The organism is Halococcus sp. AFM35, from assembly GCF_051195015.1.
In the GTDB taxonomy this organism is placed as follows: domain Archaea; phylum Halobacteriota; class Halobacteria; order Halobacteriales; family Halococcaceae; genus Halococcus.
This window is the reverse complement of the sequence record NZ_JBNTJU010000023.1, coordinates 1-24,996: the sequence shown is the minus strand read 5'-3', so window position 1 is coordinate 24,996 and position 24,996 is coordinate 1. Positions and strand designations below refer to the sequence as shown.

Sequence of the window (24,996 nt, the reverse complement as noted above, 5' to 3'; positions counted from 1 at the left end):
ACACTCATCCAGACGCTTCCTGAGAATCTAACCTCATCAGTTGTGGCTGATGTCTGACTCGATGGGAACTACCGATAGTTTCTTGCCTCTATCAGGGTACTAGGATAATAAATCTCACCCCTCACAGACACTACTGTAATAGGCGACGGTGCAGAAGTCATCATACATCCTGAATTGCCAATTCAAAACCCGCGAATCCTGCTTCCGTACCGCATTTTCAATAGAACATCTGTAAATACTTCTGCACCACCCTAGCGTGGAAAGACACTGACAAAGCTTTAACCGACATCGCCGACCTTGTCTGTGCGTGCCGTTTCCCCGCATCAAATCGCCACGCCAACTCTACGCCGAAGTCAAATCGTACGACCGGGTGATCACCCCGGATGGACCGCTTGCGAGTGCCCTCAACCGTCACCTCGACCGCTCACATCTCGGTCCGTTCGCGATCCCACCACGTCGCCTCGCAATCGGTCGACGTCAGGAGTCCGAAGACCGTCTCGCTTTCCTCGAAATGCTTGATCATGAGGACATCTCGTGGAAGCGCTGTGCATACGCGGTTGGGAACATCCTCCAGTGTTGGGAACATCAGCGGTCACACGACGCTATCTTCGAGTACGACGGCTACGTTGACGATGCCACTGAACGCACCGTAGAGCGAATCGGAAAACTCGAAACAGCTTCGATGAAGCTCGCAAACGAAACCATCGATCCGGATCTCGACGTGATCGTTGTTGAACCGGAAATGCTTACTCAACTCGAACGAGCGTATCTCCCCTCCAAGTACGACACGGTCGACCTCTTTACTGACACAGAGTTCGAGCTCCCACCGTTTCGCATTCATGATTCGTCGACGGCGATCGTGGAGACTATCCTCGATTCAATCACCGACGCGAACGCCGATAACGTCGGGATTGTTCTCGACCAGAAAAGCGAGTACTCGCCGCTTATCGAATCCGCGCTTGAAGCGGCCGACATTCCGTTTTTCGGCGGGCCGGGTTTCACCGACCGCAGCGAACACCGGTTATTCCTCCATCTCCTCCGAACCGCCCACCGCGGGAGTGATATCCGTGTAAGCGAGATCCGGTCGCTGTTGACGGTCTTCGATTGCGACGTCGATGACTGTGACACAGATAAGCGACTGCATGAGCTAGACGATGGAGATCTCGCGTGGCTGGTCGACTTCTGTCATGATATCCAAGAATATACGTTCTCAGACGCCCTTTCGGAATTTGAACGCCGTGCCGACAACACGCTTGATGTCTTCCGCGAGGAGCTAGAGACACTCACCATTGCCGATGAGTATGTGACGGAAGCACGAGTCGACGAGTTGTCGTTTTACCTCCAGACCTACGAGGTGCCGATCGATCGGGAAAACGAGGGCGTCCTGCTTGCCGACGCGAAGTCGGCGTCGTATGTGGGTCGTGAGGTCGTCTTCTACCTAGGACTCGACGATCGGTGGACACACTCGGCACCACGTCGCCCGTGGGTCGATCAGGACGCCCAGTTCACGCGGAACCTCAAGAGCTTCCAGCTGCTGTTACAGAGTGGCAACCAGCAACACTATCTCGTCCAAGACGCGACCGGCGGATCGCCCGTCACGCCGTGCCTGTACTTTGAAGAGCTACTCGAGGTGGAGTACAATCGTTTCTCTGATCTGCCCTCAACAAGCCATCAAATCCAAACTGCAGCACAAGCCGGTGATGCATTCGAGAAAGAACCTGTTGACGTGTCCTCTGAGCCGGTCGAGACGATTAGCAAGTCGAGTCTCAACACCTACGTGAACTCACCGCGGGACTACTACTTCAGCCGGATCGTCGACGACCCGGAGAAGGCGTATCTCACTGAGGGCAGCCTGCTCCATGACTTCGCGGAGTTCTACGTCAACCATCCGGACGCGGTCGACGAAGAAACACTATCGGAGGTCGTCGATCTCATGCTTGAAGAAGTTCGTCCCCTGATTCGTTCCGTCGACGAACGGACCTGTCGCACCGAATACCGTGCAAGCCTCGAAGCGATCGTCTCGTATCTCGACGCGAACCCGCCGACTGACGGCGCGTTTCTGGCGCCGTCCAGCGGTGGTGACAATGCCGTCGCCGCTCACTTCGATCGGGACGTCGGTGCGCCCGTGACTGAACACCAGTTTACTGACGAAGAACTGGGTATCAACGGAATGATCGACCTCGTTCAGTCACAGCGAGAACTGCTCGATTACAAGAGCGGCAGCGAGAACAGCGCAACCTCGATCGTCAAACATGCCGCGATCTTAGAGCCGACGGACGAGCCTGACTTTCAGACATTGCTCTATCTCACCTATTGGCGATCACAACTTCCGAGTGAGCAACTCTCATTCACGCTCTTCTACGTCACCGAACTCGTCGACGACGTAATTGCCGGCGACGTCGACGTCGACGACGCGCTGACGACAGTAACATACTACCCGGAATCACTCACAGAGCACGTGCAACGTGAGGAGTTCTTCGAGTATCTCCGTGAGGAAGGGGCGCAAAAGTGCCAGAAGATCCTTTCGAAGATTGACTATCAGACGTACGCCGCGCTCTTCGATGCTGCGCCGCTCGTCGAGACGACGGACAGCGACGAACTCATTGAGTCGGAATTCGGGCACACGATGATCGACCGGCTCGAAGCGAAGATTGGCGAGTACAAGTACGTAGCAACGGGGAGCAAGCAGCTAATGCGAAAAATCGCCGACCGGCAGAAGGGTGCATTCTTCAAAAGTGACCTTGATGTGTTCGAATCATTCGTCGACGAGCGACTGACAGAACTCAATCGACGCCGCGCTGGCGACGAGAAGTTCCCCATCGAGGGACTCGCCGGCGAGCCAAACTACCGACGGGTAGACAACCGGGACCTCCTCTTGGAAGGTGAACAATGAGCAGCGTCGACCCGAACCCGGAGCAACGCGACCTCATCGAGACGATCGACGGCCTATACCTCGTCGATGCGGGTGCTGGCACCGGGAAGACGTTCACTGTTACCCGGCGGTACGCAAACATCGTCGACCAGGATGGGGTCGATCCCGAAGATGTGCTGTTGGTGACCTTTACGAACAACGCGGCCGAGGAGATGCGAGAACGGATTGTGCGTCACAGTGAGTACGGGATGCGGGAACTCGCGAACGCGCCGATCCAGACGTTCCACTCGCTATCACACGACCTGCTCGACGAGTACGGACACGACGCACCGACATATCTCGGAATCGATGAGACGATCACTGGCTCGACACAGGTTATCGAAGACGAAATCATCGAACAGGCGCTGTTCCGTGAGTTCATCGGCCAGTTCATCGACAATCACCCGAGGTACGACGAGTTCTTCACGGCATTGTCGGAGACGACGGAGCTGCTTGATCTAATCAAGGAACTGTCCGCAAAGGGTGTGTTCCCCACCGCGGATGGCTGGTACCGGGACGGCGAGTCACACCTCGACGGGGACTTCGAGGCGTTCGAGACGCTGTTCACCGACCGGAACGAACCACGGAACGGCGGGAGCAAGCAATCGAAGCTTCGAAAGAAGCTCTATCAGTATGGTGAAGACAAGACGTACCTCCCGGAAGCGCCCGCAAAGTGGGAAATCCGCGGGGATGGCAAACAAGTCCCGGTAGACCTCGCTGAGCACGTCTTCGAGGAAGACCGAACGACACTCAAGCAGTTCGTCCACGACGTGTATCACGCCTATCTCGAGTTCGCGCTTCGGCGGAACTACCTGAACTTCGGATTCCTCCAGCTGTTCGCGTTCGTCCTCCTGTGTGAAGATCACGCCCTCAGAGAGCGTCTGGGATACGAATACGTGATGGTTGATGAGTTTCAAGACTCCAGTGAGATTCAGTTCAAACTCACGCTGCTTCTCGCCGGCACGAACAACATCTGTGTGGTCGGCGACTGGAAACAGAGTATCTACAGCTTCCAGTACGCGGACGTCGACAACATCCGTAAGTTCGACGATCGTCTCGAACGATTTGCCGCGGAGCTGAATCGGGACGCTGATCGAGTTACCTTCCCGACAACGCCGGTCGACAACAAGCAACTGACCCGGAATTACCGGTCGACGCAGTCCATCTTGGACTTCTCTACACACGCGCTGACTGCCCGTGCGGCAAAGAAAGAATCGCTGGATGTGGAGGCTATCTCCGAGAAGGTTACACCACTAACCGCCGATACGGATCGAGACGACAGCTACATCGAGGCACTCATGAGTGAGAACGAACACGAAGCGATCCTTGCGAAGATCGACGCGATCGTCAACAATGACGCTTATGCCGTCGATGGGGACGACGGCATATATCGCGCCCCGAAATACAGCGACATCGCCGTGTTGACGCGAACCCGCGATTTTGGTCGTGATTTGCTCGATACGGCGAGCACAGTTGGTCTGCCAATGGCCTACGAGGGTGGGATTGAGGTCTTCCGGACTGACGCCGCGAAACTGCTGTTAGCGTGGTTACGTATCCTCGAACGCGACGCTGAACGCGGGTGGGCGCTCATCCTCGAAGAAGCCGGCTACACGATTGACGAGGTGAAGGCAATCATCGAGCGTCAGGCGTACCCCGAAGAGATGGTCGCTTTCCGAGAGAACCTCCGAGATCTGGAGACGTTCGGCGGCGTCGCCCGGCGCGTGTTCGACCAGTACGACCGTTCGGGCCCGACCGCAGATGTCGTTCTCGATACTATCCAGTCGGTCCACGAGACAACGATGTTCACCCGTGGAGAGTTGATCCGATTCATCGAGGAAGCGATTGCTGATGGTAGTACCCACGATGTTCACGCCAGAGCAGGAACGAACGCAGTGACTGTCCAGACGATTCACTCAACGAAGGGACTCGAATACCCGATCGTAATCCTCGCGAACATGAACGCCAACAAGTTCCCGTCTTCCGGTGGAAACGGGAGCGATATCGCGTATTCCGATCCGATCGGTCTCCGGCAGCGGAAGGTGTACTCGGCGGAGGCACACGGCGTCCCGCACGTCTACGACAACTGGAAGACAGACATTCTGAATCGTTGTCTCCCTCAAAACTATGACGAAGAACGTCGGTTGCTCTACGTGGCTATCACACGGGCTGAGAGCCACCTCGTCTTGACCGGTGGTGCTGATCCAAATTCGTTCCTCGACGGGCTCCCCGTTGATGTTGAAGACGTTGATCCCGATCTGTCGACATTCGACTCGGCAGACGTAGGAGGTTCAGCGTATTCGGTTGATATTCCAGAGCCTAATGGGCCAACAAGCTACTCGCCACATACATTCATCGACGACGCCGTTTTTGAGGGGGACACTGGCGGTCGAGGAATAGAGTTCGGATCAGACGTCCACGAGTTTGCGGAACGGTATGTTCTCGGTGAGGCAGTCGAGCCCAATAATCCTGACAAGGAGCACGTAAAGGCGTTAATCGACTCACTCGATGGTGAGACGAGTGCCGAGATCGATGCGTTCCTCCCACTTACCGTCGACGGTGAGGAGGTAACGATCGGCGGCATCATCGACTTGCTCCACGTGACGTCTGACCGTGTCGAGATCATCGACTACAAAACCGATCTCACAACTCACGCAGAAGATGAATACCAGAAACAGCTCAGTATTTACTATCACGTCGTCGCCGACCAATATCCAGATCGGTCAGTCACTGCGTCGGTTTTCTACACCGATGATGGTACCCGTCATAATATCGACTATCTCGATAAAGCGGCCCTTCGAGAGCTAGTGCTAACCTATAGTGTTTAAACTACTTGTCTCGTCCGTTCTGAGCACTAGAAACTCAATGGTTGAAATCATGAGTTCCTTCGCTCCTTGTTTAGCACCTCAATCGAAGAGCACGATGAGACATACACTGTTAAAGTCCCCTCGAGTGAAGTCGATTATGAAGCGTTGTCAGCTGACGAAACGTATCGCGTAGCGGTTCTTGGTCTCCTCCCTCGACAGAGAAGTATTAATGTTTGTGATGGGGCCGGTTATCTTCGAAGCGGAAATCGACTAACGGGACGGGATAGCCAGACATTCCGGCAGGTTCATATCCCGCAGACCGGTGGTGCAAATCCACTACCCGCTATTCAGGGTTTCGCTGGACTCCTTCGAGAGCTGCGTCGACGCTCTCGTCATCAGCCTCGGTTTTGAGGTACCACCGCCGTCATTGCGGGTCTTTGTAGACGTTCATGACTCTTGGTAGTGATTCAAGTGATCTCTACAGATCGGCGGGACCGGTTCAACGCTTGTCGATAGTTGTGAACCCAGATACCGGTGTCAGCGTGGCGCTCTCGTTCAGTATGCATAGACGGTGCCGTAAGAACAAATTTGAAACGATACACCTAGGTATCGAAGATAGTATTAGCCTAGTTGGATACCATACTACATTGATGGCTACGAGTGACGAAGAACAGGACGCGCGAAGAACAGGAGAAGCAGCCTTAGAACTTATTCGTGTCATTGATCGCACTGACTTCGTCTCCCCAACTGATTACAATCGGGAAAAGGAATTTGTTGTTCGAAACAATACTAACGAGCCGAAGAATTATATCTTTCTCCCGCTAGAAAACTTTCGACTCAACCTTGAGGTCTTTGATGAAGATGGCACAAAGCTCAATTACTACCCAAACGACGAAGTTGAAGCTCTTCTCGAAGATGTAAGGGAAGATGAAGAAGAGGAATATTCACGGATAGAAGAGCGATTTGGTGAAATCAAATACACACTCTTCATTCAACTACCACCTGAAAGGCCGATAGGTCCTGGCGTACTTCGGAGTATCCAAATCACATTTGGACAGTCCGAACAGCCACAGTATCACCGTCTCTGGGAGCGTCCCCAAGTCAAAGGCTGGATAACAGAGTGGAAACGAAAATTCTTCAGAATTCCGTCGTTCATCGCTAGAGCAACTCGATATCCCGGTCGTCCACATTCAGAGCTATTCGTCGTCAAGGGACCATCTGAGTACGTGACTGTCGCAGAGAAGTCGACCAATCACACAGACCGTGACAAGTTCTATGAAAACGGATATGGCGACGATACACGAGTTTTGTCTACACATCTTCCGCCGGCGCAGGATAATGAATATACCTGGAAACTGACCTACGATCTCATCCCAAATAACACAGGACTCCTACTATTATTAGCAGGGTACTGGGGTGCTGCCATGGTGTCTGCTATAGGACTATTCGTATCCCAGGCAGCGCTCTACCCTGGATTCGTGGAGTCTGGGACGTTGACGGTAGCGAGTTTCACCCCGCAGACAATTGGCCGCTCTGTCTCTGCGGGAATTGTCTCAATCACGATTGGTGTAATATACGCGCTTCGAACTGAGTGGGCCGAGCGGTATCGGATTCTCTGTGTGGTTCCAATTCTGCTACATGGAGTCTCATGGATTCTCTGGGCGTTCATCAGTACAAATGGAGGGTGATATAACCAGAAGAGTATAAATACACGGGCAGTTAATCCTCGTTCATGAGCGGGAACGATGACTTCGAGAAGGGGCTCAAAGATAAGGCCCGCCAGCAAATCGTTAGTGTCGCGATTTCTGGAAGCAGTATCGAAACGAAACCGGGACGAGACCCTGACGAGTTTGCAGACCCAGAATAACACAGCGTTTCGTCTCTATTGGAAATCTGATCAACTCTTTCGCAGACCACTCCGTGACGCGCATCGCCGTCTCTTCCGGCGCTTGTTTGCTCTCGGTGAATTCGGCTGCGATCGGTATCTTCGATCCGGTCGAGACAATCGTCAGCCGTAGCCGTAGTAGTAAAGAGAGGGTGATTAAAACCCGAAGACAACTTCTGATGAACCACAAAGGAGGGAGTGGGAAGTGAACGTCGATGCTCAGTAGTTCGTGATATCCCGACCCAAGCACGCGAGTATACGTATCGTCGTCGGTCACGTCGGCGCTTCGAACCGGTGAGTTCACTCCGGTGATCTCGACTAGGGGTCCTGTAGCTCGCTGATTGTTACTCGTCCTTAGCTCTCTAACCCCGAGTAGATTTTCCGAAATCCCTAGCTCCCGCTCCCAAACAGAGTTTTCGACAGTCCAAAAAGAGTGCTGTCGAGACAGTCGACACAGCCAACTACTACCGATCAGTTCGCAATCAGACGTGCGACCCAGACAATGGGAATCACCGGGATTGCTAGTCCAGTGGCAAGGAGAATGGTCGCGATGATAATCTTCTCACCACGACTGGCATCGCCCCAGATCGACTGCCACATGTCGTCAATTGCTGTCGCGGTCCGCTGTATGAGTCCAGCCATACGAGACCTATCAGTAGAGCAATTGTAAACCTTCCCGCTGCAGTGAGATGATGTTGCGGACGGGAACGTCCGCCGACATCGATACCGAACGAAGATTCAACATCCGCCCCATCAACCTGCCGAAATGTCAGGCTATCCCATCCCGCTATCCAAGTGTCTCTACGAGATGCGAATAACGGTTGTAACTGAGACGGATTGGTCAGTTGGTTGAATCAATAGTAACCGTACTCACGACCACCGCCAGTATGATCTCTAACCCCGTCTGTAGCTGCCTTTTCGCTCCACTCAGCCACTATCTCATCGCCTGGATCAGCGACAGTGAGTTCGTACTTCGGTTCTTGGCCGGAATCAAACGACAATTTCTCTAAGTGGATATAGCTGTCAGTATAGTCATGGCCAGTTGGTAGATACACCGGCGTAATGTTCATGCCGAAAGGCGGGTCAGTGACACGAGGTGAGACCGAGCAACCGGTGTGAGTGGTTCCTCCGAATATGATTGTGATTTCCCCACGCTCTCCCTCAATGAACGGGCTCGTTTCCTCGCTTAGTTCTATCTGATTTCTTGACCCGCCGGTCATGGCACGTGTCTCGATGTAGAAACAGTCTGCCTCGCTCGCATGGTTCACCGACTCGGATGATTCGAATTCGTGTATTTCTGGGTTGTCGTTGAGCCACTCCTCTCGCAGATTCGTATATTCTCTCAGGAACTCGTCGGTTAATTCCCGACTCTGATTCCAGGCGTACTCCCACCACTCATCGAACGTATCAATATCAGAATCCGTCAGACCAGTATCCGTGGACTGAACGGTTCCGACCTCGTAATTTGTGGGGATATCTTCGAGTGCGGAAGCGGTCATATTAGCGGATGACGCCACAAGAAACGCATCACCAGTCGCCTCAGACTGCAGGAACACGACTTTCGCATGGAATCGAGGACGTCGGTACAATGCTCTTCTGTTCAGCTCACCGCTTGGAACAAGAACACGTACATCAGCGTCGCCGCGATCAGCTAAATTACGCAGCGCGTCAGGCTCAGTGATCCCCTGATCTATTCCAATAATCCACTTTGACCGTACTTCATCACGCCAATCTATTCCAGAATCGTTTTCACAGAGACTGGAGATTCCGCCCTCAGTGGCGTAAGCAAACCCGGCGCGGACTTTTCTCAGTGAAGCAGTATCTTCGACCGCTTCGTGAATCTTCTCTCCAAGTTCGATGGGTTTGCCTGGACCCCCAGTTACGAACATGCATCGAATGACATCGTATCCGACATTAATTGTTGTGGTGGATGAAATCGCAGTGCTGTCAATGAGGGTAGCGTTAATCGCCGTCGCTCGGAAATAACTCTCGAACAACCTGCAACCGCTGCAGTTCCTTCAGCTCATTCGTGATCCGATTCCGCTTTTCCTCTGGAATCCCGTAGAAGTCGTACGCTAAGCGCTCAATCTCCCAATCATTCTGTGGATCGATTTTCCCCGTCCCTTCGCATGCATCACGCACTAATCCGACGAAACGCTCGTATTTCTCGACTTCTTCTTCGTCGTCGAAGTCAATCTCCGGGTACGGCAGTCCCATCACCAGTCCTTGTGTCTTGTATGGGTACGACTGCCACTCAATCTCTGAGCGTTCCTTCGTGTAGTAGTACAGCATCACACGGCTGTTAAGCAGCCCGAGAAAGTATTCTAAGTCGTACTGGTCAAACGGGTGTTCACGATCGTCCTGCAGTCTGAACACGAACACAACTTGCAAGCACCGTGCATCCGTGTAATCGATAAGTGCGTTGAATCCGAACCCGGTCTTGCGCAGCAAGATTTTTGCCGGCTCATACAGCGATTCATCTTCAAAGTCGATACCGGTGATTGAATCATCGATGAACGCGCGCCCAGTCTCCCGGTACCTCGTAACGTGCTCACCGAAATATAACTTCTTCCACTCATCACTCGGTTGGTGGTTCTTGATGATTTCTCGCGTCTCAATCGCGTCTTCGAACTCGTACTCGTGCTTGCAGTGCGTGCATGTCTTCTCGTAGTACCCGCCACCTTTCGAGGCAGCTCGTGACCGCGGATACGTGTCCCACTCCATACAGTTCGGGCACCGCATCACATCACCAGATTTTCCGATTTCATCACCGCGAGAATCGAATAGGACTTCTGACGTGTTCACCGTCTCAGACTGCATGATCTCCATGATCTCGTAGTCTTCCTCGTTAGCGAACGGTCGGAAATTGTAATCCGGATCATCAAGGATTCTCTGCTGCGGTTTCACGTTCAGCCGTTCCTCAACTAAGGTTGACAAGGCAGCCCCGCCAGTTCCTTGCATCCGGTTACGGTCTTCCTTCCGAAGCACCGAGCACTCTACCGTATTCGACCCGTCTGATTCCTCCATCGTGTACTGCACAATCGATGTCCCCGACCATACATCTTCGAAAACGCCTTCACCAAGCTTATGCGCCTGATCCAAAGTGTGCTCCGTTGCTAACCACTTTCGAAGCGGCTCATGTTCTTCACGGAAAATTGAGTCTGGGATGATAAATCCGAGCGTCCCCCCGTCCGTTAAGATGTCTTCTCCGAGCTCTAGAAGTAACTCGTACGAGTCGTACTGCCCGTCAGCTAATTTGTACCCGTACTCATCGTGCTCAATCCACTGTCGAATATCATCAATGTTCGCTCCCCACGGCGGATTCCCCGCAATCACGTCGAATCCATTGTTTACATCGAACACCTGTTCAAACTTCTCGTCCCAGTTGAACGCTCCAATATCGCGGGCTTCCCTCTCACTAATGCCAAGAACGTCCGCGACTTGGCTCGGTGATCCATTCAACAAACTGTTGCCTCGCTTCACATTGTCTTCAAGAATTGTCGGGAGTTTCTCGCCTTTCCGTAGGGCCTTCAGCAACAAGTTCACCGTAGCAATTTCCGTCGCCTGGTAATCCAGGTCCACACCGAACAAGTTATTCTCCAAGATACGTTGTTGATAATCGCTCGGAAGCGTCTGTGCGGCCGAATACGACGTTAATTCTCCGCTACCGTTCGCATCCTGAACTAATCCTTTGAATTTGTCGTAACAATCAACAATGAGGTCGTAGGCCTTGATCAAGAACGACCCGGACCCACAGGTGACGTCAAGGAATTTGATGGTCTCAATCCGGTCGAATTCCTCCCGAGCTGCTTCAAAGTCAGGATCATCGCCCTCTAACTCTGCTTCGACGTCGCTCATGATGCTGTCCAACCGATCGCCGAGCGTGGTTTCGACGATGTACTCAACGACCGGGACGGGCGTGTAGTAAATCCCGCCTTCACGCCGCTCATCGGCTTGCGCAACTAATTCTAAGTCTTCCTTGCCCTGCTTGTCTTGGATTGCGTGACCGAGGTAATCCTCGTAAATCGATCCGAGAACGTCCGCGTCCAGGTACGCGAAGTTGTAGTCGTACAAATCCTCAATAGCGCTCATGAGAACGTCGTTGCTAATTTCGTAGTCCTCACACGGGTGTTCAGCGAATAACTCACTGTTGTATACCGAGTCAAAATCCCTGAACGCGTTCTTCAGATCGCGGGAGAGCATCCTGACATCACGATTGATCGTCGTCTCATCCCACGATTCGGACATTTTGAGAAGAGTATCACGTGGGATAATCGATCTGTCTTCCGCGACCCGCATCACAACAAGCCGGTCAAGAATACGCTGCACGCCGTCCCTGAGCTCGTCCATTTCGAGATTCGGATGCGACGAGTAAACGTCCTGTGTGAATTTCACGCGCGCTTCCGACAACACATTCAGTATCTCGTCCGTAACAGTTTCCCGCTCACGACTCTGTTCAAGTGCGTCTAGAGACCCATCCCTGACTGCGAGTTTCGACAACTGAGCGAGCATCTCTAACCCATCATCGGTCGCATACTCGTCAACGGAGAGTTCAAACACAAGCCCGTCTTCGACGTGGTCTTTCGGGACGTGACTGAAGTATAGCCGCGTCGTGTCGAAATTCGTGAGAACAGCCCAATCGCACCTTTGGTGCCATGCGTAGTCGATTGCTTGCACAGCGAACGACTGGTCTTCTCCGCGCACACGACGTGTGTCGTCTAAGTCTCGCGCCGGGCGTTTTGCTTCAATGAAAAACTGCTCTCGTCCGTTCAATGAAAGCGCGTAGTCTGCGTCTCCAGCGAAAGTACGCTGTTCCGGAAGTACCTGATTCGATGTCGTATCCCACCCGAGGGCCCGAAGCAGTGGGTTGATGTATTGTTGTCGAACAGTAGCTTCATTCATTTGATCGCGCTCGTGACCAGATAAAGAGGTGAATTCATCAGCGAGAGATTTGATTTCATCTACGTCGATATTGGCATGGATCTGATCGACGGTGACACTCATCAACTCGTCAATATCTGCCCGGAGATACAAAGTTTCCGACGTAGTTGTCTCATGACTTGGTCTCGAGAGAAGTGATCACCAACGCTTGCGAACCTTCGTCGTTGGCGGTTTCGTCATGGAGTAGCGGTCGTCGCCAATCGCTGCGTTCTGAAGGTATCGTATTTGCGCTGGAGCAACCAACGTTTGATGCCCGTCAGCGAAGTAGGATTTGACCGAACGGTGGTAGGGATTTATTTTCATTCTCCTATTTGGTCCTCAATATATTCTTCAACAATCTGATTCGGTATCTCTTTCACTGACGAAACGAAGTATGAGCGTGTCCACAGTGACGGAAGTCCCATATTTCCGAACTCGTTGCGGAGTTCGTGCGACGTGTAGCCTTTGAGTTGCTGGATTATTTTGTTCGGAGCGAGCTTCGGATTGCCTGTGATGAACAGGTGTATGTAGTCGGGCTGAACTGCCAACTCTATAACCTCTAGACCAAGTTCGTCGGCTTTTGTACGTACGAGTTCGTCCATCCGTTCGGCCACATCATCGGTGAGCACTGCCTTCCGGTACTTCGGACACCAAATGAAGTGGTAATGCAAGTTGTGGACCGAGGTCCGTTCCTTGCTATATCCACGAGGCATTACTGATAGATAGAGCATACTCACAATAGGTGTTGTGCAAGTAACCAACCCAAATCCGGGTCCATTAAATCGCTAGACGGCGGTGTGATGGTGGTTCAATCGAAAGTGTCCAAAAGCTACTCCTTTCTGACCTCCCTGTCCAGAACCCTGGCTACCGAGACTGATCCTCTAATTGCGACCTTTGCACTCCTTCTCGTGTTTCACGCTTTAGAGTCTTGAGCAGGGATTCTTACAGAATCAGCACCTCTCGTCGAAGAACCTGACTAGGGGCATTGGAGTGAAAACCCACCTTCGGTAGTTCCCAACTGAAGTCTCACCATCTCATCTGAATCGGTGGGCTACCGAGGTAAACGTCGCAGTAGACCGGTTCACTGGAGCTCAGAAACGCTGCTGCGTACTCAACGGTCGCCAGTATCGACTTCTCACGAACCCAGCCGACAGCTGGTGCTCACGAAGGGCACCCCCAAGGCCGCGGGCTGGCCTCAGCCCGCGGCCGCCGTGTACGCATCCGGCACGCCAACCCCGTTCATCTCGATCCTCCACCGACGCTCCAACTCCTGCTCCAGCGCGTGTCGGATCCAGTCACAAAACACCGAGAACGTGAACTCTTCGGGCAGGTCGCGCCCGCCCCGACGCGGGCGGGCGACGACCGCCCACCGGAGCACCAACCAGAGGTTCTCTAACAAGAAGCTCACCACCACGAACGCAAACCTCACGATCGGATCTTGCGTCGACGTTACCGCTCGTGCGCTCCGAAACAGCCGATAGCTGGATTCGATTGCTGACCGCTTGCGGTAGCAGTGTTCGACCTGTGCAGGCGTGCGATCGCTCAGATCGCACGCCGCGTACCCTCGGACCACTTCGCCGTGCTTGCCACGATCACCGTTCTGATACGAGACTGAAACCGCGAGCGGGAAGCGAAGTTCCCGCTCGCTGTCCTTGTACATCCGGTAGGTGGTCATGTACGATTTGTGCGTCTCAAGCTTCTCTTCGAGCCGGTCGCCTTTCTCGGCGACCGGCACGACAGTCGCGGCGATCTCTTGCGAGCGGCGAATGACGCGCTCGTTGTAGAAGCCGGAATCAGCCAACAACAGCTCGATCTCGAAGGGATAGGCCTCGACGCGGTCGAGGACGCGCTCGACCGCGTCGGCTTGCTTCTCGTCACTGCGGACATAGGTCATCGAGAGCGTGATCGGTTTGCCGTTCGAAACGAGGTAGGCGGTGCAGTAACGGTGACAGGTAGTGGTGCCGTCTTTGGGGCTCATCCGGCAGAGCTCGCCTTCCTCGTCGAGATGGACGCCATGATAGGGGTTATCGACAAAATCGATGGAGACGGTCCTCGACCGCTCGGGGTCGAGGATCGTCATGGCCAACTGCATGAACAGGAGGTTAGCGGCGAACTCAAGCCAGCCTCGGTCGAGGGTGTGGAGCCAGTCGAAGACGGTATCGTCGCAGGGAGCCTCGTGGTTCTCGGCGCAGACCTCCCGAACAGAGGTCTGATTGACGCTGGCGAGGATAACAGCGGACCAGATGTCGCCAGGATCGAGGGGCGAGCCCTCGATCCCTGGCAGGGGAAGCTCTCCGATCACATCCGCCGCTACACCTTTGACATCCCACGCCGAAAGGAAGCCGTCTGGTTGGGGTAGTTTCAGCACATTCACTCAACCAGACATCTTCTCCAATCAGATCGACGCTTTAGCTCCGCCGCTCAACTCGATTGGGAACTACCGACCTTCGCTCCGAGCGAGTTGAGGGCTTCAGCGACTCGCTGAAGGTCGATCACTGCTACCGGGTCAAGAAGAATCAGTTCATGGACGACACTTTACAGCAACACGACTTGTGCCAGCCCGAGAAAGGCAAAAAAGCCCAGCACATCTGTCGCCGTAGTGATGAAGATAGTCGCTGACGTTGCCGGATCTTGTCCGAGACGATCAAGAATCAGCGGAATGAGAGCACCGAAGAATCCCGCGATAACGAGGTTCAGTATCATCGAGACGCCGATAACCAGCCCTAACAGCGGACTCTGATTGAATACCGCCGCGATGACTGCAACGAGTGCACCGGTAATGACACCGTTCGCCGCACCTGCGATGACCTCGTTGATGATCACCCGCGCACCGGTCGCGAGTGATACTTGGTCGAGCGATATACCGCGAACGGTCACCGCCATTGTCTGAGTGCCTGCGTTCCCTCCCATCCCCGCGACGACCGGCATATACGCTGCCAACACTGCGAGCGCCGCGATAGTGTTCTCGAACAACCCGACGACCGCCGCGGCTATGAACGCCGTTCCAAGGTTGATGATGAGCCATTTGTACCGACTCCGGATTTTCCTGATTGGCCCATCGAGCACGCTCTCCTCCTCGGCGACGCCAGTGAACTCGTAGAGGGTTTCTCCTGCTTCCTCTTCGATAAGCGAGAGCACGTCGTCAGCACGAATGACCCCGAAAATCGTGTTCTCCTCATCGAGAACCGCAACAGTACGCTCACGATTCGCCTGAAACACCTCAACGACCTCTTCTTCAGGCCAATCATAGCGGACGTATGGAACATCCTGGACGTACTCGGTAATCATCTCAGACTCCCGGGCGGTCATCGCTAATGTCGGTCCCGGCAGTTCGCCTAGCAGCTCCGTGCCATCAGTGATGAACACGGTCGGAAACCGGCCCGCTTGATCCTCGAAGCGACGGACGCGCTCAGCCACATGATCAAAGCTCGCGTCCGAGGTGACAGTGATGTAGTTGAGGTCCATCACCCCGGCGGCGGTCTCCGGGTCGAACTTCAGCAAGAATCCAAGCTTCTCTCGACGAGTGTCACCGAGTTTTTGGAGGACAGCCTCGCGCATTTGTTCATCAGCCATTCCGAGCACGTCGGTGGCTTCGTCAGGGTCGAGACCGCGAATGAATACCCGCAACTGCTCGCGATTCATGTCCGCAACCAGTGACTCCTGCACCACCTCCGACAGGCGGAAGAACACCTCTCGCTTGCGGTTCTGGGGAAGCTCTGTAAAGGTTGTTGCAGGCGTTGGAGAGGCTGCAATTGCCTGCTGGATATCCGTGAGTTGGTCGGCCATAGGGGATAGTCTCAACCGAGCACCTCAATGTTGTACATCGGTTCGTCAAGGCGTTCTGCTCGAGTTGCTGGCTGCCCAAGTTTCGTGCGAGTGGCGTACGAGCGTCTGACTGCTATTGGGTCAGGCATACGAAATCAGCGGGTGCTATGCTGTTTTTCAGATCGAAGTCGGGGTGTTCCGGCTATTCGATCTGCAAAACAGGATTGCATTCTTCTCGAGGCGTAGTCCTGTCTTGCACCGAAAACCGGTTTGATGGACCTCTGGACGAGCGCGATGAAGGCGTAGTCCTGTCTTGCACCGAAAACCGGTTTGATGGACCTCTGGACGAGCGCGATGAAGGCGTAGTCCTGTCTTGCACCGAAAACCGGTTTGATGGACCTCTGGACGAGCGCGATGAAGGCGTAGTCCTGTCTTGCACCGAAAACCGGTTTGATGGACCTCTGGACGAGCGCGATGAAGGCGTAGTCCTCAGTCGCCGGCAACGTACTGCTCGTCAAACTGTTCGCCAACCTGCGAGAGTTCGTCACGCGCGCTTTGCTCCTCCCGGAGGTTCTCTTCCAAGAGATCGGCAGCTTCCTGATGGCCGAGCTTGTCGGCCAGCGAGGTGACATTGCCGTAGGCGGCGATTTCGTAGTGTTCGGTTTTCTGGCCCGCTGCGATGTTGTATCGATCGAGCGTCTCGCCGTCGTTTTCCTGGGCGAATTGCTCGTGCTCGTCGATCAGTGCATCGACGACCTGCTCTTCTTTGGTCTGTGGCTCCTCGCCGAGCTCTTCGAAGACCTCTTCGAGCCGGTTGACGTGAGTCTGGGTCTCCTCATGGTGCTCGGAGAACGCTTGGCTTGCGCTTTCGTCGCTTGTTTGCTCAGCAAGCGTCTCCGTCGCGTCCACGAGCTGCTGTTCGGCGTAGTACAGTTCTTGGACACCTTCTACGAGAAGCTTCTCAGCTGCATCAGTAGTCATCTTTCTTTCCTCCAGTATCCACCTCGGGGGCCACCTCAATAGGCAGCAAGGCTGAACCTGCAAGCAGCGCAGCAACGAGCCCGAGCGTCTGAATGAGGATGCTGTCGACGGGCATCATCCAATCACCTGCCGCGACTTGGGGTCGCGGCGAAAACTAGTTCATGACTAGGGTGATCACCAGCGCCCCAACGACAATTGCCGGCAGGTCAATCAACAAGCCAGCAGCGATGACCACATTCAGAACAATCATTGCGACGTAGGACAGCCAATCTTGGCTGAGGTCGCGGACTTTCGAGCATAGCTCCAGCAAGTCAAAGCGAATCGAATCGTAGTCGGCAGCGTATCGATCGATTTCATTCCTGCCAGCTCGATAAGACGACGATACTCATCGGAAGAGTCCTTGGTCTGAAAAATACGAATCGTCTCTCTATTAGCGGTCAAATCCGGTTACGCGAGGCGGTCGGCGATTGACGCAGCGACGGGCAGACGAACAGTCTCACCCTGGTAGGCTTTGATCATCATGTACGCCCAGGCGACGAATCCGCCGACAGCGACGATGAGCCAAACCAGTCCCAAGATCAACCCGAAGAGGCTCCCTACGAGGAAGCCACCACTGCTTCCGCTGAACGTCATCATCGAGACCACCGTTCCAAGGAACGTCAAGGCGATATAGGTCACCGCAAGGAGACCGGTAAACGCCATGCTCTGGGCGGCGTGCCACCGCACGAACCGGTCTTCCTTCTCAATGAGATAGAAGATCAGTCCCGAGACGAACCCGAAGAGATACGACAGCGTTCCCGCGACATTGCTGTCCAACCCTGAGTTGTTCTCTGCAACTGCTGCCCCTTTTGCTTCTATACTAATGTCTTTTGTAGTGCTAGCCATTGGTTTTTTCCTCGATCTCTTCGGGTCGAAGGTGTCGAAAATCGTGGCCTGACGCTTTCAGTAACCAGATGACCGCTTCATCATATGTTAGCCCGCGATCTGCTTTGAACGAGCGCAGCTCATTGCGGACTTTCTCATCATGCTCGACAGTCGTTCGTCCCACAGAGTACTATAGGTCTCCATAGTATATAACACTATCTATAATTTCAATTATCTCATGTTAGGCAGTTCAAGGTATGGGGAGAGCCGCTGTACTTCCAATGAGACCGAAGGCAATTACCGTGATCAGAGAGTTCGCTGCTTGACGTGCTGCGAGCCTTAGTCATAGGCGTCAGAGTGCTTTATCGAACATCCCGATGGCCTACCATCCCCTCCCCCCCCCCCCTTCCACCGTCCCCTTCTCCTCGATGATTGCGACACATCTCTATGGAACCGCAGTTGCTCTCACCCCCGAAAAGCTTCGACACCCAATCGTGCCCGTCAATCAGGCCGGAGCCGCCGAGAGCAACTCCCGAACTACACTCGGTAATTCCTCGGCATCCGCCTCACGCAAGCGTTCGTCACCCAGCAGTAAGCGCAAACGTGGTCGTCCGACGTCGATTGGCACTTTCTCCGTCTCGAGCAGTCCCTGCTCTTCGAGGTGAGTCTTCTTCCGGGAGAACGTTGCCCTGCTTGCGATACCCGCATCCTCAGCCCACGTCGAAATATCGTACAGCAGCTGTTCGTGTTTCGCTGCGACGAGCAGGCTCAGGTCGACCTCGTCCAGTTCGTCATCTGTCTCCTCGGCCGACTCCAGTACCGTCCGAAAGTCCGTTTCTACGTCAGAGCCGAACTCCTCGTCAAGCGATTCCAGCATGCGCGAGTACGCCGGCGTCCGCAGATCGAACTCCTCGCTCTCATCCCATACGGTGGTCCAGCGCTCGCGCACTGCTTCGACGAACTTCTCGTCATTGGTCACCAGCCCCGCGCTATACTCATCCGGCGTGAGTAGTGAGACGACCGCTTCCTCTGTCACTACCAATGTTCCCTCCAACTCCTCAGCAGCAGCGCGCAGTTCCAGCCTCCCTTCTTTGAGCAATTGTGCCGCCGTCCCCGCCAGCACGAAATCATCGCGTAGCCACTTCAACACGTCTTCTTCGACGAGCAAGCGCACGCTTGGCGGCTCTTCGCTCTTGGCAAGTATCTCGACGAGATCCCGTGTTAACTCCTCGCTGAAACCCACTACAATCACCTCTCCACTCACCTCAGCAAGGATCGTTCGAAGGTTCTCGGTAGCCGATGGCCCCACCCGATCTTCACTGATCGTCATGGTATCCAATAAGTGCTGTTACCATATCCCCCTTCCGCATTATATTAGTGTCTTCTGAAGAGAAGGAATGTGGCAGAGACGCACACGCGACCGGTCTCGAAGTACCAAACATATCTCTCCAAACCCCCCCCCCCCCAGATAGGACAGAGGCTCTGTCTCATTCTTTCGCCTTATGTAATCTTGTGACAGCTCACGGCGCCAACTATACATAAGTCTGGTCGTCATCCCCAAGTGAGAATTCACTACTGGGATGCAACAATCACCTAGTCTCCGCAATCATCCATCTCAGCCGCTTTCTGCCGACGTCTCGAACGAACTCGCCGGCGAGAATTCGGTTAGTTCTTCGATCTCCTGCTCCAAGCGTTCGACTTCCTGACGCAGGACATCTGCCTCGGGATCGTCGCTGACCGCCAGCCGGTCTTTCAATCCCTGCAAGCGCGTCTCCTTACGCTCTTCGTCCACCTCGGCTTTGCGCACGTACTCGCTCTCGCTCACGTCGTACACGTCTCCCTCGGAGACTGGGACAACATCTAACGCCTCTTCGACTTTCGAGTGGTCGACGCCGAGCAATTGCTCGCGGTCGATACCAGTCTCCGCGAACGCGTCGAGTACTTCCTCGTCGTCCTTGAGCGAGCGGTTCCGCCGCGTCGTTCGCTGGACAGAGCCATACTGACCGTGCAACGGTCGGTCGTGCCCGACGCGCTCCAAGAGGACATCAGTCACGTCCTTTCGCAGGCCGTTGGCATTGCGCTGGACGTCCGACAGCAGCGTATAGAGGTTCACCAACACGGGCGTCTCGACGTCATCGAGAGCGGTCATGTCTTCGCGTTCGAGCGCATCAATCAACAGTAGCATGTCCGAGTAGACGTCGATCTCGGGCTCCTCGCGCTGGCTATCCTGTTCGTCTTCGGCACTCGCAGTCATCGAGAGGTGCGGTGCATCATCCAGCACGGCGCTTTCGTCGGCTTCGTCGAGTTCCGTTAGCGTGCTCTCGCGTTCGTCGAGCACGTAGCGGGGGTGGAGTGCAAGCACTGCTGCATAGGGTTCGGCTTTCGGCGGCAGCCGGGAGAGCTCGAAGCTATCGAGGGACTCGCGTGTGTGCTCGGCGAGCGCTTCGAACTGCTCGCGTTGCAGGGGTTGTGAGTCACCCGAGTCGACGTCCTCGATGATGATGCGCTGGTCCTGGACGTCGGTAATGCGGAATCGCGTCGAAGCCAACGGCGTGATCAGCGTCGCCTCGTCGGGCAGGTCCTCGCAGCGTTCGATCAGCGTCCCCCACGTCGCAGCGAACGGAATCGCCATATCTTGACTTAGAGAGCCGACATCTAAATAGCCGTGGGCGGCACACCGGATTTCGAGTGAAATCCCCGGCTCTTGCAATTGTTCTGCCTCGCACTACACCTCGATATGGAAAGGGATACCATGAGATGGAGTCGGCTTTCGAATTAGTTCTCGATTTCGTAGGAGGCGATCTCGCTCGACCCACACTCTGGGCAAAACTCGCTCTCAGGCCCGACACTCGTGCCGCAATTTCGACACTCACTGATCAACGTGGGTACCGAACGCAGGACCAGCCGTTTGAGTGTCTGTATCATAACTGAAAGGGAGGAACGTGTGACACTTCCTCCGAGGTCCGGACCTGTTCAGACCTCATCTCCGGAGTACCTTCCACATTATCATAGAGGTTTTCTAAATTCTCTGCAATCAAGCACTTAGAAGAATCTTCAGCCGGGTTTGGTGAAGTTCTCACTTGTCAGTTGGCGTGATCCGGACGGACTCTTCAATGTAATAGATATAGCCACGCTTCTGGAGTATCTCAAGCGCTGCGTTGGCGTCAGCTGCATCAAAGCGCTCGTCGGCAGAAATTATCTCAAGGGCCTCCTCTTTCGAAAGCTCCTCACCAACCCCGCCGGCCGCTTCGGTGATCAGTGCGAGCGTGTCTTCGGCGAACGGCGGTATCCGCCGCCCTTCGTTCATACTTACTCTTCGAACCGCCTGTATATCAATCTATGTTCATCAAGTGGGATTACAACTCCTCAAGATGCTCGATGCCCTCTTTCGAGACGTTCGCTTCGGTGATCCTCTCGGGCATCCAGTCGGGTTTGTCTTCGGGTGCGTCGCCGCGCCACGCCCATCCTTCGTAGATGTGGAGTTTCTGCGTTCCTTTCTCTCGGAGACGGAACTGACTGCGTGGTGCCTGATCTTCGCTCTCTGCCGGGTCGAACTGCCGAGCAGCCTTCAGCGCTGCTTGGCGTGGCGTGCTCCCGGTGAACACGCTCGTCTCCTCGCCGGTTTCCTCGCGCAGTGTGAAGTTTCGCTTGTCGCTTGCCATGATTCTCTCACGCGAACATAGCATGGCTATGTGATAAATGTACTCCCGTCAGGTGGTTTCTCTCGATAAATAGCTACTCTCCCCAGCCAAATACTGATTATTCATCTACAGAACTGTCCGCAGCGTCCCGCACGTCCGTGAACGCGAAATTTTCGCGAACATCGGTAATCTCGACAGTTACTTCGTCCTCAGGGCGTGCGTCGGGCACAATCAGTACGTAGCCGCGCTCGACTTTCGCTATCCCGTCGCCTTGGTCACCCAGCGAATCAACAGTCACCTCCCGGGTTTCTCCCTGTGAGACTGGTGGTTCGGGCATCGAAGCCCGCGTGTTCGATGACTTGTCCCGATTCTGCTCGCCACTTTCCGTAGACTCTGTCTTCTCGAGAATCACCACACGATAGGTCTCACCCGCCGAAACCTCTCCCATATCGAGTTCTTCTTGTGGGATCTCGATACTGTAGGAGCCTTCAGTTTCTTCGACCGAACCAGTGAACAGGCACTCTAGCCGGTCAGGGATCTCGACCATTAGAGACTCTCCGTACCGGCAGTGTTCAGTCTCGCTCTCATTGAGCAACCTCTCGAAGAGTGAGCATCGTAAAGAGATTCTCTATGCATGGACTTTCAGGCCTCGGCTTCAACCGTCACGTACTGGTCTTCCCATTCACGGCGCGCGTCGATCTCGCGGTGGCCTCGCTGGGTGACTTCGTAGGAGTTCGTTCGCTTGTCGATCTGGCCCTTCTCAAGCAGTCCTTTTTCGACGAGTGTGTCGAGGTTCGGGTAGAGGCGTCCATGATGAATTTCGGTCTCGTAATAATCGTCGAGTTCGTCTTTGATCGCAAGTCCGTGTGGTTCGTCGTGTCCGGCCGTCACGTATAGCAGGTCGCGCTGGAAGCCAGTCAGATCGTACATATCCCAAAGGTGGTTATTCCACCAGTAAAATATATCGATATCGGGTAAAATCTATCACTCAGCCAAACTCGCTACTGGATTCGTCACTTACTTGTCGTACAGAGACGTCTGACTGCTATTGGTTTCTGCTTCAATACGTTCCATGCATTCCATGCTCCCCATTCTTTCCATGCTTTCCAAATTGGCTGGAGAGACTATACCGACAGTTCTTCCATCACTTCCATGATTTCTTTGCTTTCCATGTTCTCCATACGCTCCAACCCAAGTGCGATAACAACTGGATAGTAGTGACGAGTCTTCTTAAACGATATATCGGCGTCCTCAGATAATTGGAGATCCGCTCGCTTATATGCAGTTGACAATTTGGTATCAAGATCGTCCGGCAGATAGATGCTCGTTGCGTTCCATGCTTTCTTTACGTTCTTTGCTTTCTGTGCTTTCTGTATGTCTCTCGATGATGCTGATTCACTGTCTCCAGATACTGCCTCACCTCGTTCAGTTGATGAGGACTGCTCCGATGATGTATCGGAATCGAATCGCTGTGCAACGCGGTTCTGTACCTCATTGGTAGTATCTTCATCGGCCATCGGCGGTCACCTCCAATTCGCTCGCAATTTGGTTATAGACATCCACCATGTCATTGTCTTCTGCGTTCTCTCCGAAGATCGAACCACCAGCACCTAGTGAACGTTTGATAGCCGCTCTATGTCGAACCTCAAACACAGGACAGCGTCCCTCAAACGTATCGTTAAACCATGCAATCATGTCACTCTGTTCGTTGTCCACAGGATAGTTTACGTTCGAGATAACGACCGCGCGTTCAGAGATGTTTACCTCGTAGCGCTTTTCTAGCGTCTCAATCTGATTCAATAAGTGCTCTAATGCCAAAATCGAGGTCTCGTCAGCTTCAACCGGTACAATGATATTTTGGCAGGCTAGCAGCACATTGTCGTTGATCGGCCCGAGGCTGGGCGGGGCATCCACAAGTACGTAGTCGTAGCCCTCCAGCGTCTTGAACAACATCTGAAGCCGTTCTCGCGGCCGCCATCCGCTTGCGATGAGTTCTTGCTCTATCCTAAACATATCTACATTTGAGGACAAGACATCAAACTCTGGATGGTTGTCAACGAGATCTGCGATCTGGTACTCGGTAGGCTCTTTCAACGCATCGAAGAGCGATGGTGGATCGGCTTTGTACTTATTCTCTAATCCAAGTTTGTTTGTCAGATATCCCTGCGGATCCGTATCGACAGCTAGAACATTATACCCCTTATCCGCTAACGCTCCAGCAATGTTGATCGTGTTTGTTGATTTAGCTACACCACCTTTCTGGTTCGTGATACCGATCGTGGAAGTCATTGCGTTACATGCATTCCATGCGTTCCATGCGTCAAAAACCTATGTCAGACAATATTCAAAAATGCGATAGTTCGAACAGTACAATGGCAAATGCCAAAAACACACTACAGCATCCAGCGTAAGCAAAGGCCGCATTTCTCGATGACAATCGATAGCTGAGGAATGTCTGCTCTCAATAATTCTTTGCTTTCCTTGCGTTCCATGCGCTCCATACACTCCATGCTCTCAATACGTTCATCGCTTAATGGACATACTTATTTCTCTCTACTGCAACTAATAGAAGCAGATTTAGCCATCCGTCGCTGTCGAGATTCGTGCTGCTCGCGTCCCCGGAGTGAGTCTTGGTATGCGGACTAGTCTGAACGAGCTGAAGATTCGTACGCCCTGGAGGACGCACAACATTCGCGAGCGCTATCACGCACGGGGGGCAGTCCGCAAGCGCTGTCATAGCTCTCGCAGAATGCTTCGACGGCGCTCTCAATCATCGTCGAAAGATTGCCACCGAGACAGTTGGGCACGGTAGTTGCGCTGAGATTGCCGCCGTCATCGAGAGCTCGGCGTGCAGCTGCGAGAGCGGGGAGCACGTCGGTTTTCAATGTGGATCTGGCGTCGACGCTACTCACAGCCTCTCTGAGAGGTCGTGAGCGTTGGCTATTACCGTAACGTTCTCACCAGTCAAGCGTCTCCGCGGCTGCGAGAACGGCCGCCAGCGCGTCAATGTCGCCGACGCTCTCTTAGCTCTCTGCCTTATGTAACAGGCGCGCCATCTTTTGGCACTCTAAGCTACATAAGGCAATCCGGGGGCTGGAAAACTCGCCTTTCCAGCGTGGTGTTCACGTGGATATATCCACAACCATTCGTCTTTACCTATGGAAATTCTGCTGGCTAAGTAAACCACCGCTGTCAGTATAGTTGTTGCGGGGAACTGCTTGCTGA

23 protein-coding genes and 1 pseudogene are annotated in these 24,996 nt (G+C 53.9%); 4 read left to right on the top strand and 20 right to left on the bottom strand.

All coding sequences use genetic code 11. From position 1 onward, the window contains the following. The first annotated feature begins 307 nt into the window (after window positions 1-307). The 4 genes from ACQUQO_RS14475 (at window position 308) to ACQUQO_RS14460 (ending at window position 7,582) form a co-directional block, all read left to right on the top strand. The gene (locus tag ACQUQO_RS14475; RefSeq protein WP_435078828.1) at window positions 308-2,893 is read left to right on the top strand and encodes a PD-(D/E)XK nuclease family protein; all 2,586 of its coding nucleotides are present in this window, start codon (window positions 308-310) and stop codon (window positions 2,891-2,893) included. Next, window positions 2,890-5,736, top strand: coding sequence for a UvrD-helicase domain-containing protein (locus ACQUQO_RS14470; RefSeq protein ID WP_435078827.1), 2,847 nt, complete (start codon window positions 2,890-2,892; stop codon window positions 5,734-5,736). The genes ACQUQO_RS14475 and ACQUQO_RS14470 overlap by 4 nt, the downstream gene beginning before the upstream one ends. 629 nt (window positions 5,737-6,365) lie before the next feature. After that, a complete protein-coding gene (locus ACQUQO_RS14465; protein WP_435078826.1) occupies window positions 6,366-7,403 on the top strand; it encodes a hypothetical protein in 1,038 nt (345 codons plus the stop codon). A gap of 44 nt (window positions 7,404-7,447) precedes the next feature. Next, a complete protein-coding gene (locus tag ACQUQO_RS14460; protein WP_435078824.1) occupies window positions 7,448-7,582 on the top strand; it encodes a hypothetical protein in 135 nt (44 codons plus the stop codon). 52 nt (window positions 7,583-7,634) lie between these two features. On the opposite strand, the pseudogene ACQUQO_RS14455 reads toward ACQUQO_RS14460, so the two are convergent. The 20 genes and pseudogenes from ACQUQO_RS14455 to ACQUQO_RS14360 form a co-directional block, all read right to left on the bottom strand. Beyond that, window positions 7,635-7,744 (bottom strand): annotated as a pseudogene (locus ACQUQO_RS14455) (IS5/IS1182 family transposase); the annotation flags it as partial. 327 nt (window positions 7,745-8,071) lie between these two features. Continuing rightward, entirely contained in the window at window positions 8,072-8,242 is a 171-nt protein-coding gene (locus ACQUQO_RS14450; RefSeq protein WP_435078822.1) for a hypothetical protein, read from the bottom strand. Between the two features lie 212 nt (window positions 8,243-8,454). After that, entirely contained in the window at window positions 8,455-9,489 is a 1,035-nt protein-coding gene (locus tag ACQUQO_RS14445; RefSeq protein ID WP_435078820.1) for a hypothetical protein, read from the bottom strand. 73 nt (window positions 9,490-9,562) lie between these two features. After that, window positions 9,563-12,604, bottom strand: a complete 3,042-nt coding sequence (locus tag ACQUQO_RS14440; protein ID WP_435078818.1) for an Eco57I restriction-modification methylase domain-containing protein — start codon at window positions 12,602-12,604, stop codon at window positions 9,563-9,565. 236 nt (window positions 12,605-12,840) lie between these two features. After that, entirely contained in the window at window positions 12,841-13,233 is a 393-nt protein-coding gene (gene tnpA / locus ACQUQO_RS14435) for an IS200/IS605 family transposase (RefSeq protein ID WP_435078816.1), read from the bottom strand. A 482-nt stretch (window positions 13,234-13,715) separates the two neighbouring features. Then, on the bottom strand, window positions 13,716-14,888 hold the full coding sequence (locus tag ACQUQO_RS14430; RefSeq protein ID WP_435078848.1) for an ISH3 family transposase: 1,173 nt from the start codon (window positions 14,886-14,888) through the stop codon (window positions 13,716-13,718). A 167-nt stretch (window positions 14,889-15,055) separates the two neighbouring features. Then, window positions 15,056-16,306 carry a magnesium transporter gene (locus ACQUQO_RS14425; protein WP_435078814.1) on the bottom strand — a complete coding sequence of 417 codons (1,251 nt, stop codon included), beginning with the start codon at window positions 16,304-16,306 and terminating at the stop codon, window positions 15,056-15,058. Window positions 16,307-16,440: 134 nt separating this feature from the next. Then, on the bottom strand, window positions 16,441-16,788 hold the full coding sequence (locus tag ACQUQO_RS14420; protein ID WP_435078812.1) for a hypothetical protein: 348 nt from the start codon (window positions 16,786-16,788) through the stop codon (window positions 16,441-16,443). Continuing rightward, window positions 16,775-17,266 carry a ferritin-like domain-containing protein gene (locus ACQUQO_RS14415; RefSeq protein WP_435078810.1) on the bottom strand — a complete coding sequence of 164 codons (492 nt, stop codon included), beginning with the start codon at window positions 17,264-17,266 and terminating at the stop codon, window positions 16,775-16,777. The genes ACQUQO_RS14420 and ACQUQO_RS14415 overlap by 14 nt, the downstream gene beginning before the upstream one ends. Next, window positions 17,256-17,381: a hypothetical protein gene (locus ACQUQO_RS14410; protein WP_435078809.1), complete on the bottom strand. Its 126-nt coding sequence runs from the start codon at window positions 17,379-17,381 to the stop codon at window positions 17,256-17,258. Before ACQUQO_RS14410 ends, ACQUQO_RS14415 begins: the two co-directional genes overlap by 11 nt. A 332-nt stretch (window positions 17,382-17,713) precedes the next feature. Then, window positions 17,714-18,151: a DUF4870 domain-containing protein gene (locus tag ACQUQO_RS14405; protein WP_435078807.1), complete on the bottom strand. Its 438-nt coding sequence runs from the start codon at window positions 18,149-18,151 to the stop codon at window positions 17,714-17,716. 484 nt (window positions 18,152-18,635) lie between these two features. After that, complete coding sequence (gene tbsP, locus ACQUQO_RS14400; protein ID WP_435078806.1) at window positions 18,636-19,460, bottom strand: transcriptional regulator TbsP; 825 nt, start codon at window positions 19,458-19,460, stop codon at window positions 18,636-18,638. Window positions 19,461-19,745: 285 nt separating this feature from the next. Continuing rightward, window positions 19,746-20,762 (bottom strand): hypothetical protein, encoded by a 1,017-nt coding sequence (locus ACQUQO_RS14395; protein ID WP_435078804.1) that lies wholly within the window; start codon window positions 20,760-20,762, stop codon window positions 19,746-19,748. A 143-nt stretch (window positions 20,763-20,905) separates the two neighbouring features. After that, entirely contained in the window at window positions 20,906-21,055 is a 150-nt protein-coding gene (locus tag ACQUQO_RS14390; RefSeq protein ID WP_435078803.1) for a zinc ribbon domain-containing protein, read from the bottom strand. Between the two features lie 151 nt (window positions 21,056-21,206). After that, on the bottom strand, window positions 21,207-21,437 hold the full coding sequence (locus tag ACQUQO_RS14385; protein WP_435078801.1) for a hypothetical protein: 231 nt from the start codon (window positions 21,435-21,437) through the stop codon (window positions 21,207-21,209). Window positions 21,438-21,486: 49 nt separating this feature from the next. After that, complete coding sequence (locus ACQUQO_RS14380) at window positions 21,487-21,792, bottom strand: non-histone chromosomal MC1 family protein (protein ID WP_435078799.1); 306 nt, start codon at window positions 21,790-21,792, stop codon at window positions 21,487-21,489. Between the two features lie 97 nt (window positions 21,793-21,889). Further along, the gene (locus ACQUQO_RS14375) at window positions 21,890-22,318 is read right to left on the bottom strand and encodes a TRAM domain-containing protein (RefSeq protein ID WP_435078797.1); all 429 of its coding nucleotides are present in this window, start codon (window positions 22,316-22,318) and stop codon (window positions 21,890-21,892) included. A 95-nt stretch (window positions 22,319-22,413) separates the two neighbouring features. Further along, a complete protein-coding gene (locus ACQUQO_RS14370; RefSeq protein ID WP_435078795.1) occupies window positions 22,414-22,701 on the bottom strand; it encodes a helix-turn-helix transcriptional regulator in 288 nt (95 codons plus the stop codon). A 194-nt stretch (window positions 22,702-22,895) separates the two neighbouring features. Continuing rightward, on the bottom strand, window positions 22,896-23,288 hold the full coding sequence (locus tag ACQUQO_RS14365) for a hypothetical protein (protein ID WP_435078794.1): 393 nt from the start codon (window positions 23,286-23,288) through the stop codon (window positions 22,896-22,898). After that, on the bottom strand, window positions 23,278-24,060 hold the full coding sequence (locus ACQUQO_RS14360; protein ID WP_435078793.1) for a ParA family protein: 783 nt from the start codon (window positions 24,058-24,060) through the stop codon (window positions 23,278-23,280). Before ACQUQO_RS14360 ends, ACQUQO_RS14365 begins: the two co-directional genes overlap by 11 nt. Between the last annotated feature and the right edge of the window lie 936 nt (window positions 24,061-24,996).